This is a genomic window from Pseudomonas sp. BCA17 (genome assembly GCF_004519405.1).
Taxonomy (GTDB): Bacteria; Pseudomonadota; Gammaproteobacteria; order Pseudomonadales; family Pseudomonadaceae; genus Aquipseudomonas.
Window position 1 is genome coordinate 163,161 of sequence record NZ_SGWI01000008.1, and the last position, 13,616, is coordinate 176,776.

The 13,616-nt window shown below is 61.7% G+C and carries 12 protein-coding genes; 5 read left to right on the top strand and 7 right to left on the bottom strand.

The window, feature by feature from the left end; translation table 11 throughout:
- Positions 1 to 6 precede the first annotated feature (6 nt).
- The 4 genes from EXW71_RS25285 to EXW71_RS25300 form a co-directional block, all read right to left on the bottom strand.
- Entirely contained in the window at positions 7 to 561 is a 555-nt protein-coding gene (locus EXW71_RS25285) for a tetratricopeptide repeat protein (protein WP_134660544.1), read from the bottom strand.
- A gap of 226 nt (positions 562 to 787) precedes the next feature.
- Positions 788 to 2,071: a glutamate-1-semialdehyde 2,1-aminomutase gene (gene hemL, locus EXW71_RS25290; protein ID WP_123717432.1), complete on the bottom strand. Its 1,284-nt coding sequence runs from the start codon at positions 2,069 to 2,071 to the stop codon at positions 788 to 790.
- Between the two features lie 17 nt (positions 2,072 to 2,088).
- Positions 2,089 to 2,721 carry a thiamine phosphate synthase gene (gene thiE / locus EXW71_RS25295; protein ID WP_134660545.1) on the bottom strand — a complete coding sequence of 211 codons (633 nt, stop codon included), beginning with the start codon at positions 2,719 to 2,721 and terminating at the stop codon, positions 2,089 to 2,091.
- Between the two features lie 31 nt (positions 2,722 to 2,752).
- Complete coding sequence (locus EXW71_RS25300; RefSeq protein ID WP_134660546.1) at positions 2,753 to 3,550, bottom strand: hydroxymethylpyrimidine/phosphomethylpyrimidine kinase; 798 nt, start codon at positions 3,548 to 3,550, stop codon at positions 2,753 to 2,755.
- Positions 3,551 to 3,838: 288 nt separating this feature from the next.
- Here EXW71_RS25300 and EXW71_RS25305 point away from each other — a divergent pair, with 288 nt between their 5' ends.
- From EXW71_RS25305 to EXW71_RS25320, 4 genes are all read left to right on the top strand, one after another.
- Positions 3,839 to 6,208, top strand: coding sequence for a hybrid sensor histidine kinase/response regulator (locus EXW71_RS25305; RefSeq protein WP_134660547.1), 2,370 nt, complete (start codon positions 3,839 to 3,841; stop codon positions 6,206 to 6,208).
- A gap of 211 nt (positions 6,209 to 6,419) precedes the next feature.
- On the top strand, positions 6,420 to 8,075 hold the full coding sequence (locus EXW71_RS25310; RefSeq protein WP_134660548.1) for an acyl-CoA dehydrogenase family protein: 1,656 nt from the start codon (positions 6,420 to 6,422) through the stop codon (positions 8,073 to 8,075).
- A gap of 112 nt (positions 8,076 to 8,187) precedes the next feature.
- Positions 8,188 to 9,660, top strand: coding sequence for an AMP nucleosidase (gene amn, locus EXW71_RS25315; protein WP_167659697.1), 1,473 nt, complete (start codon positions 8,188 to 8,190; stop codon positions 9,658 to 9,660).
- A gap of 71 nt (positions 9,661 to 9,731) precedes the next feature.
- Complete coding sequence (locus tag EXW71_RS25320; RefSeq protein WP_134660550.1) at positions 9,732 to 10,367, top strand: pseudouridine synthase; 636 nt, start codon at positions 9,732 to 9,734, stop codon at positions 10,365 to 10,367.
- Here the strand turns inward: EXW71_RS25320 and EXW71_RS25325 are convergent.
- A complete protein-coding gene (locus EXW71_RS25325) occupies positions 10,362 to 10,571 on the bottom strand; it encodes a DUF2788 domain-containing protein (RefSeq protein ID WP_025999909.1) in 210 nt (69 codons plus the stop codon). The genes EXW71_RS25320 and EXW71_RS25325 overlap by 6 nt on opposite strands.
- Before the next feature lie 148 nt (positions 10,572 to 10,719).
- On the bottom strand, positions 10,720 to 11,199 hold the full coding sequence (locus tag EXW71_RS25330; protein WP_003194418.1) for an Lrp/AsnC family transcriptional regulator: 480 nt from the start codon (positions 11,197 to 11,199) through the stop codon (positions 10,720 to 10,722).
- Positions 11,200 to 11,631: 432 nt separating this feature from the next.
- Between EXW71_RS25330 and EXW71_RS25335 the strand changes: the two genes are divergently transcribed.
- A complete protein-coding gene (locus tag EXW71_RS25335; RefSeq protein WP_134660551.1) occupies positions 11,632 to 12,717 on the top strand; it encodes a DUF6515 family protein in 1,086 nt (361 codons plus the stop codon).
- Here the strand turns inward: EXW71_RS25335 and EXW71_RS25340 are convergent.
- Positions 12,714 to 13,607: a cation diffusion facilitator family transporter gene (locus EXW71_RS25340; RefSeq protein WP_134660552.1), complete on the bottom strand. Its 894-nt coding sequence runs from the start codon at positions 13,605 to 13,607 to the stop codon at positions 12,714 to 12,716. The two genes, EXW71_RS25335 and EXW71_RS25340, sit on opposite strands and share 4 nt — an antisense overlap.
- Positions 13,608 to 13,616 lie beyond the last annotated feature (9 nt).

Genomic DNA, 13,616 nt, shown 5'->3' on the forward strand with positions numbered 1-13,616 from the left:
TTCTGATCAAGGCAGGGGTGAGAAGGGCGAGCGCCCATCGGCACTCTGCAATTCCTGCAGGTAATTGCGGAAGATCTGGCCCAGCACCTGGGTGGCTACTTCCAGTTCATCGCGCTGCATGTGTTCGGCGACTTCGTCGGCGGTGTCCAGCGCGTCTTCGGCACCGTTGACCGCGGCCATTTTCAGCACGATATACGCCTGCACGTTATTGGCCGGTACGCCTTCGCCTTTGAAGAACATATTGCCCAACTGGAATTGCGCCTGGGCATGCCCCTGCAACGAGGCTTTCTCAAAGTAGCTCAAGGCCAGGTTGAGGTCGCGAGAGGGGTTCTTGCTGTCGTGGTAGTACTCGCCCAGCTCGTATTGCGCCTGTGCATCACCGCCATCGGCCTGTTTCTGGCACGCGCTCAGCGCTTCGGCCTGGCTGTCGGGCTGTGTATTGAGGGTGCAACGACCCATCGCTGGGATTAACAACGAGTTGCCGCCTGCTTGTGCATGTGCCAGCAGCGGCTGAAGGAGCAACAGGCAGCCCAGTACCAGGGTGCGGCCGGTGCGTTTCATGGGAATCGACTTACCTCTGACGGGGCGCGCGGACCCTCGGGGAGTCCAATGAGCGCGCATTATGAAATAAGCAGGCCCTTGCTTACAAAGTCTTTACTCGATTTTCTGCTGCATGGGCAAGTTATCTGCCGGATTGCAGGTAGATTCTCGAAAAAACAAGGAAAAGTCTGTAGGCAAAGTAGTAAATCAGGCGTCGCCCAAGGCAACGCCTGACTTGTTGCGGCTGTTATTTCAATGCGGCAAAAGCACGCTCGGCAGCATCCAGGGTCAGTTTCAATTCGGTTTCGCCATGGGCGATCGAAGTGAAGCCGGCTTCAAAGGCACTCGGTGCCAGGTACACACCACCTTCCAGCATCAGGTGGAAGAAGCGCTTGAACAGGTCGGCATCGCTGCCCATTACGTCATCAAAGGTGACGATGTCGTCGGCACCGCTGAAATACAGGCCGAACATGCCGCCCGCCTGGGTGGTGACGAACGGGATACCCGCTGCATCGGCGCGCAGTTGCAGACCATCCAGCAGCCGGGTGGTGTAGTCGGTCAGCTCAGCGTGGAAGCCCGGGCGGCTGATCAGGCGCAGGGTGGTCAGGCCGGCAGCCATCGCCAGCGGGTTACCCGACAAGGTGCCGGCCTGGTACACCGGGCCCAACGGTGCGATGTGTTGCATGATTTCGCGTTTGCCGCCGAAGCAGCCTACCGGCATGCCACCACCGATGATCTTGCCGAAGGTGCTCAAGTCCGGCGTGACGCCGTAGTGAGCCTGAGCACCGCCAAGGGCCACGCGGAAACCGGTCATCACTTCATCAAAGATCAGCACCACACCGTGTTTGTCGCACTGTTCGCGCAGGCCTTCAAGGAAGCCTGGCGCCGGTGGTACGCAGTTCATGTTGCCGGCCACCGGTTCGACGATGATGCACGCCACCTCTTGGCCGACTTCATTAAGCATCTGCTCGACGGCGGCGATGTCGTTGAACGGCAACGTCAGCGTGTGTTTGGCGAACGCCGCGGGTACGCCGGCCGAGCTTGGCACACCCTGGGTCAGCAGGCCGGAACCGGCTTTCACCAGCAGGCTGTCGGAGTGGCCGTGGTAGCAGCCTTCGAACTTGATGATGCTGTCGCGGCCGGTAAAACCGCGGGCCAGGCGGATCGCGCTCATGGTGGCTTCGGTGCCCGAGCTGACCATGCGCACCATTTCCATCGATGGCACGATGGCGCACACCAGGTCAGCCATCTCGGTTTCCATGGCGGTCGGCGCGCCGTACGACAGGCCGTGTTCCAGTTGCTTGCGCACCGCGTCAAGCACGTCCGGATGGCTGTGGCCGAGGATCATCGGGCCCCAGGAGCCCACGTAATCCACATAGCGCTTGTCATCTTCGTCGGTAACGTAAGCGCCTTCGGCATGCTTGAAGAACAGCGGCGTGCCGCCCACGCTTTTGAACGCACGCACGGGGGAGTTCACACCACCGGGGATGTGTTTCTGGGCATTGGCAAACAGCGTTTCGGAACGGGACATGATTAGGCTCTCTGAATTCAGGCGTGTTTTCTATTTAGAAGGTCGTTGAACGCGCGGGCGCGGCGCGTGACCTCCTGGGTGCTGTCGGCCCCAAACAGGCCGTGCACCACTGCCAGCAGGTCGGCACCGTGGGCCACCAGCGGTTCGGCGTTTTCAAGGGTGATGCCACCGATCACGCAGATCGGCAACTGCAACTGTGTGCGGGCCTGGGCCAGCATTTCGACGGTGGCCGCGGGGGCGCCAGGCTTGGTGTTGGAATTGAAGAAACGGCCGAAAGCGACATAACTGGCGCCCTCCCTGGCGGCCTGTTCCGCCAGTTCTATCTGGCTGTGGCAGGTGGCGCCGATGATTGCCTTGGAGCCCAACAGCGCACGGGCCGGAGTCAGTGGGCCGTCGGTCTGGCCCAGGTGCACACCGACGCCCAGGCGCGCAGCCAATTCGGCGTCGTCATTGATAATCAGCTGGGTCTTGTAGCGCGAACATAGCTCTCGCAGCTTTTCGGCTTCACGCAGGCGCCGCGCGTCATCGCTGCTTTTATCGCGGTACTGCAACAGGGTCACGCCGCCGTCCAGCGCTGCTTCGACGTAGGCGAGGAATTTGCCGGCCAACAGTTGGCTGTCGGTTATGGCATACAGGCCACGTAGTTTCATCGGGCAGGCCTCTTGCTTTTAAGAACGAAAGTTACGAGCAGAAATCCAGCGGCAGCCGGCGCGGCACGAACTGGCCCTGGCCGAGTTGTTCGGCGTCACGCAGGGTGCGCCAAGTGTAGTTGAGTGCCGACTGCACGGCACTGGCCAAGCCTTCGCCCTGGGCGATCCGGCCGGCGAGCGCACTGGCCAGCGTGCAACCCGAACCGTGGTAACTGCCGGGCAGGCGCTGGCAGGTAAAGGTCTGGCGCGTGCCGTCGCGGCTGTACAGGCGGTTGTGCACTTCGTGTTCGTCGCCATGGCCGCCGGTGATCAGCAGATGCTTGATATGGGGCAACAGTTTCTCGGCGCATTCGTCCGCCGTACCGTCAGGCAGCTCGGCGAGGATGCGTGCTTCAGGCAGGTTCGGTGTGGCAATCAGCGACAGCGGCAATAACCGCTCACGCATCGCGTAGCCCACCTCGTCCTTGCCCAGGCTGCCACCGCCGCCGGCGCGCAGCACCGGGTCGCACACCACCGGCAGGTGCGGATGCGCCTGCAGCAGTTCGACCACCGTGTCGACCATCGCGGTAGAACCCAGCATGCCCAGTTTGACGGCCGCCACTTCGGAGTCGCCGAGCACGGCATTGGCCTGGGCCAGCACCCATTCGCGGTCGAGCACGCGGAAATCAGTGACGTTGACGGTGTTCTGCACGGTCAGGGCGGTGACGGCCGGGGCCGCATGGCAGCCTTGGGCGAGCAGGGCTTCGATATCTGCCTGCAAGCCGGCGCCACCACTGGGGTCGTGGCCGGAGAGACAGAGGACAACGGGACGGGAGCTGTAGATATTCATGGTGCGCGAGCTTACCACCAAACGCTTTTTGCGTGGCTGTCGGGCTTGGGGGGAATTTGATGCTTGGAAACAACCTGAGTACGGCCCGCCAGTTATCCGGTTGAATGCTGTCAAAAGCGCTGAAAGCCTCGCGATAGAGCCTTTCAAAAAATTATTTCAATAGTGTCCAATGGCCTTTACTGGCTATGCTAGAGTGGTTCGAAACAACTTACGGTATCGCCGGTGTACGTCTACTCAAAAGGAAATGGGGGGCTTTTGACATAACCGGACAGGCCACGCTGGGGCTCTATGCGCTATTTGCTGATCTTATTGTTGTGCGGGCTGCCGATGCTCGCCAACGCCGTCGACTTCGATCAGGCGACTCGAAGCCTCCCTCTGGGCCGGGTCATGCAAGTGCTCGAAGACCCAACGGATGCCCTCACCATCGCCCAAGTCAGTTCCCCTGCCTACGCCGCCCAGTTCAAGACCCATGACAAAGCCACCCTCAATGCCGGCTATTCGCGCTCGGTGTTCTGGCTCAAGGTCGACTTGCATTACGTCGCCCAAGACCCCCGAGCCCCGCGCAGCTGGTTTCTGGAACTGGCGTATCCACCACTGAACCACTTGGACCTGTACCAGAACGACGGCACCGGTACCTACCGCCTGACGAGCCGCACGGGCAGCGCGCTGCCGTTTTCAAGCCGTGAGGTAGGCCACAGTAATTACCTGTTCAAGCTCAACTTCGTGCCCGGCCAGCAGGAAACCGTGTATCTGCGCCTGCAAAGTGAAGGATCGATCCAGGCCCCGTTGACGCTCTGGGCCGGCACCGCTTATCTGGAGCAGCAGCCGCTGCGCCTGTATGTACTCGGGGCAATCTATGGCGTATTGCTGGGGATGCTGGTTTACAACCTGTTCATCTACTTGAGCGTACGCGACACCAGCTACCTCTATTACATCCTCTACATTGCCTCGTTCGGGTTGTATCAACTGTCGGTCAACGGCGTGGCGGTGCAGTATTTCTGGCCGAATAACCCGTGGTGGGCGAATGCGGCGGTGCCGTTCCTGATTGGCTCGGCAGCGTTATTCGGCAGCCTGTTTGCGCGCAGCTTCCTGCACACGGCGCAGCACAGTCGTTGGCTCAACCGTCTGTTGCTGGGGTTGGCGGCCTGTGGCGCGGTGGTGATGGTGCTGGCGCTGCTGACCAGCTACGCGCTGGCCTTGCGCCTGGCGACCGGCCTGGCGCTGGTGTTTACCGTGAGCATCTTTGTCGCGGCCATCAAGGCCTGGTTCTGTGGCCAGCGCATGGCGCGTTATTTCATCATTGCCTGGTCGGCGTTCCTGCTGGGCGGTGTGGTCAACACGATGATGGTGCTGGGCTACCTGCCCAATGTGTTCCTGACCATGTACGCCAGCCAACTCGGCTCGGCCATTGAAGTGGCCCTGCTGTCCCTGGCCCTGGCGGATCGCATCAACGGCATGCGTGAGCAACAAGCGCAAATCCTCTTCGACGCCAGCCAGAAGCTCGAAGTGCTCAACCAGCAATTGGCTCGTAGCAACCGCCTCAAGGATGAGTTCCTCGCCACCCTGACCCATGAATTGCGCACGCCGATGAATGGTGTGATCGGCTCCCTGGAGCTCATGCAGACCGTGCCGCTGGAGGATGACTTGGCGCAATACCAGCAAACGGCTGCCGGCTCGGCGCGGGACATGATGCGCATGGTCAACGGCATTCTCACCCTGACCGAACTGCAAGCCGGGCGCCTCAGCGCCCAGCCCCGGCTATTCAGCCTGCGCGGGACCCTTGATACCTTGCGCCAGCAGTTCAGCGCTATTGCCCAGAGCAAGGGGCTGGAGTTCTCCATTGATGTCGCGGATGAACTGCCGGACCGTGTGATCGGTGACGCGGGCAAACTCACTCAGTGCCTCGATTGCCTGCTGGACAATGCATTCAAGTTCACCCACGAAGGCAGCGTGCGCCTGCGCGTGGTAGGCGTGCCTCACGCGGATGGCAGCTTGCGCTTGAGCTTTATCGTGACCGACACCGGTGTCGGCTTCGCCTTCCTTGACGAGGCCACGCTGTACCAGCGCTTCTTCCAACTCGATGGCTCGACGACCCGCCAATACGGCGGCCTGGGTATTGGCTTGGCGATTTGCCGGCAACTGATCGAACTGCTGGGCGGGCGCCTTACCCACCATTCCGAGCCGCGCAAAGGTAGTCGGTTCCAGTTGGAGGTAGAGGTCGGCACAGTGCCGCCTGAACCGAAAGTGGCGCCCGACAGGCAGCGTGCACCTCAGGATTGCGCGGTGCTGTTGGTGGACGACAACAGCGTGGGCCAACTGGCGGTGCGCGGTATGTTGCTCAAGCTCGGTTACCGCGTGAAAACCGTGGACTCCGGCCCGTCAGCCCTGGCCATCCTGCAAGATGAAACCTTCGATGCCGTGTTGCTGGATGTGCCCGAAGGGGGCTTTTCATTGTGCTGTCAGATTCGTGCATTGCCCGGTTGCGGTGAGCTGCCGGTGATCGCCCTGAGCGCCTCGTTGCAGGCGCCGGAGCGTGAGCGCTGCCACGGCGTCGGTGTCAGCGACCGCCTCAGCAAACCCGTGCGTTTTGACGCGTTACAGGCGGTACTGGAGCGCCGCCTGCTGTGTTCGGTAGAGGGCGAAAGCGCCGGACATTAGGCGCGTATGCCACTTTTTTAAGGCGGATGACGGTGCTTAACTGAAACTCCGGCCCTACCGATAGGCAACGTGTAGGAGCGAGTTTGTCCGTAAAGGAACCGAGAGCGCCGCGTTAAACCAGACGCCGCTGCGTTATCGCGACTTTTTCCCGAGCAAGCCGGCTCCCGCCAACAGCCTTGATCGGCGTGGCCTTTATTTCAGGAGGCCCGTCATGAACCTGCACTCGTTCGCCGAAACCCACGAAGTCACCAATCAGCCGCCCTCGTTGGACGGCACCAACCTCTATCGCATCGACTTGCCCCTGCAAGACTGGTCGCGCCGCTTCGGCGCCGGCTGGGCACAGGCACGTATCGATGCTTATGGTGCGCTGGCCGGTGGCCCGTTGATGGAAGCCGGGTTCCTGGCGAACCAGAACAAGCCGGTGTTCAGCAGCCATGACCGCTACGGCCACCGCATCGACCTGGTGGAATTTCACCCGGCTTATCACGAACTGATGCGCACCGCCGTGGAACATGGCCTGCCGTCGCTGCCCTGGGCCCATCCGCAGCCCGGCGCCCATGTGGCCCGCGCCGCGATGACCTACCTGCACAGCCAGGCCGAAGCCGGCACGGGGTGCCCGCTGACCATGACCTTCGCCTGTGTGCCCGCGCTGCGCCTGCAACCGGACCTGGCGCAGACCTGGCTGCCGAAAATCCTCGCGACCCAGTACGATCCGCGCAACGTCGGCATCGCCCACAAGGCCGGCGCCACCATCGGCATGGCCATGACCGAGAAACAGGGTGGCACCGATGTGCGTGCCAACACCACCCGTGCTTATCCGGTGGGCGCGGGCGGGCCCGGGCAAGCCTATGAGCTGGTGGGGCACAAGTGGTTCTGTTCGGCACCGATGTGCGATGCGTTCCTGACCCTGGCCCAGACCGACAAGGGCCTCACCTGCTTCCTGCTGCCAAGGCATCGCCCGGATGACACGCGCAACGAGTTCTACATCCAGCGCCTGAAAAACAAACTCGGCAACTGCTCCAATGCGTCCAGCGAAGTGGAGTTTCGGGGGGCCCTGGCCTGGATGATCGGCGAAGAGGGCCGTGGTGTGCCGACCATCATTGAGATGGTTGCCATGACCCGCTTTGATTGCATGGTCGGCTCCAGCGCCTTGATGCGCCAGGCGCTGACCCAGGCCAGCCATCATTGCGCCCATCGTTCGGTCGGCGGCCGCGTGCTCAGTGAGCAACCGCTGATGCAAAACGTACTGGCCGACCTGGCCCTGGAGAGCGAAGCCTCCCTGGCGTTGAGCCTGCGCATGGGGCGGGCGTTGGACCACCTTGATGACGAGCGCGAAGCCAAGTTCGCCCGGTTGGTAACGGCGGTGGGCAAATATTGGATCTGCAAGCGTGCGCCGGCGATGATCAACGAAGCGGCGGAGTGCATGGGCGGCGCCGGGTATGTGGAGGACAGCATCCTGCCGCGCCTGTACCGTGAGGCACCGGTGAATTCGACGTGGGAAGGTTCCGGCAATGTGCAGTGCCTGGACGTGCTGCGGGCGCTGTCGAAAGAGCCTGGTGTGCTGGAGGCGCTGTTTGTCGAACTGGGTAACGGTCACGGCGAACCCCAGCTGGCGCGGCATATCGAACAGTTGAAGTCGGCGTTTATGGACACCCAGGATATCCAGTACCGCGCGCGGCAGTTGACCGAGGATATTGCCGTGGCGCTGCAGGCCAAGTTGCTGCTGGAAGCGGGGAATGCGGCGGTGAGTGATGGGTTTATCGCCAGCCGGTTGGGGGCGTCGTCCGGCCGGGCGTATGGCACCTTGCCGCGAGGGGTGGATGTTGAAGCGATTGTCGCCAGATCCACACCCGGTCTTTCTGAGTAAACGCAGGCCAAAGGTGGGTGAGGCTTGCTCGCACATTGACTGCATTCCAACTCCGCTGTTTCAGTGAGGCTGGGATACAGGCAAGATAAAGGCCTGCAAGTCAGAACACAGGATGCTTACCGTGACCGAAGCTTTTGTTGTCGTTCAAACCGCTGAAGAAGCCGTGGATCGGCTGGCGGCCCTTCATGAGCGTGCTACCGGCGCGCTCAATCAGGCCCTCAAGCAATACCTCAAGAACCGCGTCGAGCCCGACGCCGAACAACGCGCGCTGTTTCGCTACCCGGAACTGCGCCTGACCTATCACTGCCACGGTGAAGTCCCACAGACCACCCGGGCATACGCCAAGGTCCAACTGCCGGGAACCTACAGCGTTACCGTCACCCATCCTGCCGCGTTCCGTAAGTATCTGCTGGAGCAACTGGTGCCGTTGATGCACGACTTCACCGTGACGGTGGAAGTGGGCGTCAGCCAGCAGAATATTCCCTACCCGTATGTGGTGGAGCAGGGCGACGAACTGGCCGGCTCCGGCGTCACCGCTGCGACCCTGGCCCGCGTGTTCCCCAGCACCGACCTGTCTGCCGCCACCGACGGCATCGCCGATGGCCTCTACGACTGGGAAAACACCGACCCGCTGCCTCTGGCGCTGTTCGATGCAGCCCGCGTGGACTTCTCCCTGCGTCGCCTGGTGCACTACACCGGCAGCGACTGGCGCCATGTGCAGCCATGGATTCTGCTGACCAACTACCACCGCTATGTTGACCAGTTCATCCTGCATGGCCTGGAGCAACTGCGCAGCGACCCACGGTTTATCCGCATGGTGCTGCCGGGCAACGTGGTGATCGACAAGAGCATGGACCACGGCGAAGCCTCGGCGATTGCCGCCGGTGTGGTCTGGCACCGCTACCAGATGCCGGCCTACCACCTGCAGGCCACCGACGGCCACGGTGTGACCCTGGTGAACATCGGCGTCGGCCCGTCCAACGCCAAGAACATCACCGACCACCTGGCCGTGCTGCGCCCCCATTGCTGGCTGATGATCGGCCACTGCGGCGGCCTGCGCCAATCCCAGACCATCGGTGACTACGTACTGGCCCACGCCTATATGCGCCGCGACGGGATTCTCGACCGCGTGGTGCCGCCTAACATTCCGATCCCGGCCCTGGCCGAAGTGCAGTTGGCGCTTCAGCAGGCGGCCGCGAATGTCACCGGCGAGAAGGGCGAAGAGCTGAAAAAACGCCTGCGTACCGGCACCGTACTCACCTACGACGACCGCAACTGGGAGCTGCGTTGGGCCCAGGAGCGGCCGCTTATCAACCTGTCCCGTGCCGTGGCGGTGGACATGGAAAGCGGTACCATCGCCGCCCAAGGCTATCGCTTGCGCGTGCCTTACGGCACCTTGCTGTGTGTGTCGGACAAACCGTTGCACAGTGAGATCAAGCTGCCAGGATCGGCCAACGCATTCTACGAGCGTGCGGTCAGCCAGCACTTGAAGATCGGCATCGAGGCGGTAGACCTGTTGCGCACCGAACTCAACTCGTTGCATTCACGCAAACTGCGCAGCTTCGACGAACCGCCGTTCCGCTAAGCGGTTGGGATGGTCATTTAGCGGTCAGGCCACTAGCATTGTCGGCCCTGACCGTTAGATGTTCCTTTGCCATGTCCCGTCCCGTTCGCCCCGATTCGCGCCGTCCTGGCGTGAAACCACCTTATTCCGCTGCGCGGCGTGTCGCCAAGGCGCCGCCGGCCGAGCCGAAGTTGGTCCTGTTCAATAAGCCGTTTGATGTGCTGACCCAATTCAGCGACGAAGGCGGGCGTGCGACCCTCAAGGATTTTATCGACATCCCCGGTATCTACCCGGCGGGCCGCCTGGACCGTGACAGCGAGGGTTTGCTGCTGCTGACCAACGACGGCCAGCTGCAGGCGCGGATTGCCGACCCCAAGCACAAACTGGCGAAGACCTACTGGGTGCAGGTCGAAGGCGAACCCACCGAAGAACAGCTGCAACGCCTGCGTGACGGTGTGGAACTCAACGACGGCATGACCCTGCCTGCCCAAGCGCGCCAACTGGATGAGCCCGCGTTGTGGCCACGCAACCCGCCCGTACGCTTTCGCAAAAGCGTGCCGACTCATTGGCTGGAACTGGTGATTCGTGAAGGGCGCAACCGCCAGGTACGGCGTATGACCGCGGCGGTGGGGCTACCGACGCTGCGCCTGGTGCGCGTGCGCATTGGTGAGTGGTCTATCGACGGCCTGGATCAAGGCCAGTGGAAGGAAGTACCGGCGCGCTTATAAAGCACCGGATTCGATCAGGCCGATCACCACGCTCTTGATGATGAACGCGGCCACGCCCAGGCCCAGCACGAAAAACAGGATAAATGAACCAAAGCGCCCGGCCTTGGACTTCTTCGCCAGGTCCCAGACGATAAAGCCCATGAAAATAATCAGAATGGTGACCAGGCCAGTCATCATCCATTCTTCAAACAGGGCAGGGTCGATGTTGTTCATGGGCTCTTCCGAGGGGCGGCAGGAGGCAAGTATAAGGCAGTGTCAAAGACGCAACGTTGACCTGCGTCGGTGCGTCGCACGCAAGATTGACTGCTGAAACACAGGCGCCTCCTACATCTGATCTTGATTGTTCACACGATCAGGTGCGCAGGTGGGTTAGCGGCAGTTCGGTGCTGTTCAATACCTGGTTCAGCACAAAGCTGGAGCGCACGCTGGTCACCCCTTCGATGCGGGTCAGATGGCCCAGCAGCAATTTTTGATAATGGTCCATATCCGGCACCACCACTTTCAACTGATAGTCCGCATCCATTCCGGTCACCAGGCTGCATTCCAGCACCTGGGGCAGGGTGCGGATGGCCGCCTCGAAATTCTCGAAGCGCTCGGGCGTGTGACGGTCCATGCCGATCAAGACATAGGCGGTGAGGCTCAGGCCCAGCATCTTGCGATCAAGCAGGGCGACCTGACGCGCGATGTAGCCGTCGTCTTCCAATTGCTTGACCCGGCGCGAGCAGGGCGACGGTGACAGGCCGATGCGCTCGGCCAACTCCTGGTTGGAGATCCTCGCGTCACGCTGCAATTCCGCCAAAATACTCAGGTCGTATCGGTCAAGCTTGCTCATTGGGTTGGCCTTTGTCGTAACTATTGCGGCGAATTATCTATGAAGGGTTAAAAATTGCGCAAGCACTGTTTATTGACGCAATCTTCGCAATCATCTGCCGGGCACTCACGGGTATCGTTATCAACAGAATCACCGCCTGGACAACAGTCCACAGCAGCTCGCCCAATCAGGCCCGCTGCGGCCGCCGCCCCAACAGGGTTGAGCCGGCCTCCAGGCTGCACACTGTCTACCAGACGGCGTGAGGTGAGCCAACGCCAAAAGCGTTGAGCCAGGACGAAATTCTCAAGGGGTGGCCGACGGGTCGCCCCTTTTTCTTTGCCTTGAGAAAATTGTTCTCGTGACTGATAACCTGTCCCAGAACCGGGTGAGGCTTTTCCAGTCTCATGTTATGAGGCCGGGTACTCCAGGCCCTAATCCGCAGTGAGGAAGAGCATGAAACGCATCTGGCGTTTGGCAGGTGTAGGTTTGCTGATGGTTACCGTCAGCGCGCAAGTGATGGCTGATGACCCCCGTTCCGAAGGCGGTGGCCAGCATGAAAGAGGGCCGGAGGGCGGGCGGCCAGGCAATGAACAGCCTCGACCGCAGAATAACCAGCCCCGCCCGCAAAACAATCAACCACGTCCGGAAAACAATCAGCCCCGCCCACAGAATCAACATGTCGAGAGCAATGCGCCTCGCCCGCAAAACGAGCATTTCGAGCGGGGCGAGCAGCAGGGGCACGGGCAATGGCAAGGCCGGCCGCAAGGCGCCGAGCAGCCTCGTCCAGCGCCGCAGCCGGCGAACAACCTGCCGATCCAGGGGCGTCCGGACACCGTTCGGCAAACCCAGGAGCCACGCCAAGGCTACTATCAGGACATTCCGCGCCGTAATGACGGCAACCCGCATTGGCAACCCGGAAATGGCCCCGGTCCACGTCCTGGCGGTGGTTTCAATAATGGCCGTCCCGATGATCACCGCTGGCCGGGCCGCCCCGACGGGCATGGCAACGGCTGGGGCCCCGGCCCGCAATATCGACCGGGCTATATCGTCGACCGTTTCCCCGAGCGTAATTACCGTGTGCCCTACCGTGGTCAGGACTACTTCTTCTCGGGTGGTTACTGGTATCGCCCGCAAGGCCCGCGTTATGTGGTGGTGAGGCCGCCGTACGGCATCCGTGTGCAATACCTGCCGGATTACGCGCGGGAAGTGTGGGTGGGCAGTGCGCTGTTCTTCCTCGCGGCCGGTGCCTACTACACCTATGAAAGCAGTACCCAGCAGTACGTGGTGGTGCAACCGCCGACAGAAGTGCCGCCGCCGCCGCCTCAGGGCAACGGTTATGACGTCGTTGCCTACCCGGCCAACGGCCAGTCACCGGCCCAAGTGCAGCAGGATGGCTATGACTGCTATCGCTGGGCGGTGCAGCAAAGCGGCTTTGATCCGCAGGCGGTGACCTATGCCCCGGCGCCTGCGGTGGTGCAAACCTACCGTCAGGCTCAGGGCAATTGCCTGACCAGTCGCGGTTATCAGGTGCAGTATTAGGTTTTATTGCCCGTGACCACTTCCCGCGGGTCGGCGTGCACCAGCACTTCGGCGCGCGGGTAGGCTTTATGAATGGCGTCGGCAGCTTGATCGCTGATGCCATGGGCGACTGACAGCGTCAATTCCCCTGGCAATTCCAGATGCAGTTGCACGAACCAGTGGCTGCCGGAGATTCGCGTGCGCAAATCATGTGCACCCAATACGCCGGGGACACCACGTGCCAGTTCCAGCATGTGTTGGCTCACGTCCGGCGGCAACTCCTCGTCCATCAATACCGCAAAGCTCTCCCGGGCGATCTGGATAGCGCTCCACAAGATGTAGGCGGCAATCCCCAGGCCGAACCAGGCGTCGACCTGATGGTAACCAAAGCCCGCCAACACCAGCGCCACCAGGATGCTGCCGTTGAGCATCAAGTCCGAGCGGTAATGCAGAGAGTCGGCACGCACGGCGTTGGAGCCTGTTTCGCGGACCACACGGTGTTGCAGCATCAGCAGCGCCACCGTCATCAACAACGAAAAGACGATAACCCCGATGCTCAGCCACGGCGCGCCAACGGGTTCCGGATGCTGCAGGCGCTGATAGGCCTGGAGCGCGATCAACACCGCACTGCCGGCGATAAACAGTGCCTGGGCCATGCCCGACAGCGATTCCGCCTTGCCATGCCCATAACGGTGATCGTCATCGGCGGGGCGCAGCGCGTAATGCACAGCGAGCAAATTCAGCAGCGAGGTCACGCCGTCCAGCAGCGAGTCGGTCAACCCGGCGAGCATGCTCACCGAGCCGCTGAACCACCAGGCGATGGCCTTGGTAATAATCAACGCAGAGGCTACGCCCACCGAAGCACGGGTAGCCAGGCGCAGGAGCCTGGCGTGTTCAGGACTGCTGGTCATGGACGATCC

What these genes read in the sequence shown, in the direction of transcription:
- EXW71_RS25285 (WP_134660544.1), bottom strand. Translation starts at nt 561, where the DNA reads ATGAAACGCACCGGCCGCACCCTGGTACTGGGCTGCCTGTTGCTCCTT.
- hemL (WP_123717432.1), bottom strand. Translation starts at nt 2,071, where the DNA reads ATGTCCCGTTCCGAAACGCTGTTTGCCAATGCCCAGAAACACATCCCC.
- thiE (WP_134660545.1), bottom strand. Translation starts at nt 2,721, where the DNA reads ATGAAACTACGTGGCCTGTATGCCATAACCGACAGCCAACTGTTGGCC.
- EXW71_RS25300 (WP_134660546.1), bottom strand. Translation starts at nt 3,550, where the DNA reads ATGAATATCTACAGCTCCCGTCCCGTTGTCCTCTGTCTCTCCGGCCAC.
- EXW71_RS25305 (WP_134660547.1), top strand. Translation starts at nt 3,839, where the DNA reads ATGCGCTATTTGCTGATCTTATTGTTGTGCGGGCTGCCGATGCTCGCC.
- EXW71_RS25310 (WP_134660548.1), top strand. Translation starts at nt 6,420, where the DNA reads ATGAACCTGCACTCGTTCGCCGAAACCCACGAAGTCACCAATCAGCCG.
- amn (WP_167659697.1), top strand. Translation starts at nt 8,188, where the DNA reads ATGCTTACCGTGACCGAAGCTTTTGTTGTCGTTCAAACCGCTGAAGAA.
- EXW71_RS25320 (WP_134660550.1), top strand. Translation starts at nt 9,732, where the DNA reads ATGTCCCGTCCCGTTCGCCCCGATTCGCGCCGTCCTGGCGTGAAACCA.
- EXW71_RS25330 (WP_003194418.1), bottom strand. Translation starts at nt 11,199, where the DNA reads ATGAGCAAGCTTGACCGATACGACCTGAGTATTTTGGCGGAATTGCAG.
- EXW71_RS25335 (WP_134660551.1), top strand. Translation starts at nt 11,632, where the DNA reads ATGAAACGCATCTGGCGTTTGGCAGGTGTAGGTTTGCTGATGGTTACC.
- EXW71_RS25340 (WP_134660552.1), bottom strand. Translation starts at nt 13,607, where the DNA reads ATGACCAGCAGTCCTGAACACGCCAGGCTCCTGCGCCTGGCTACCCGT.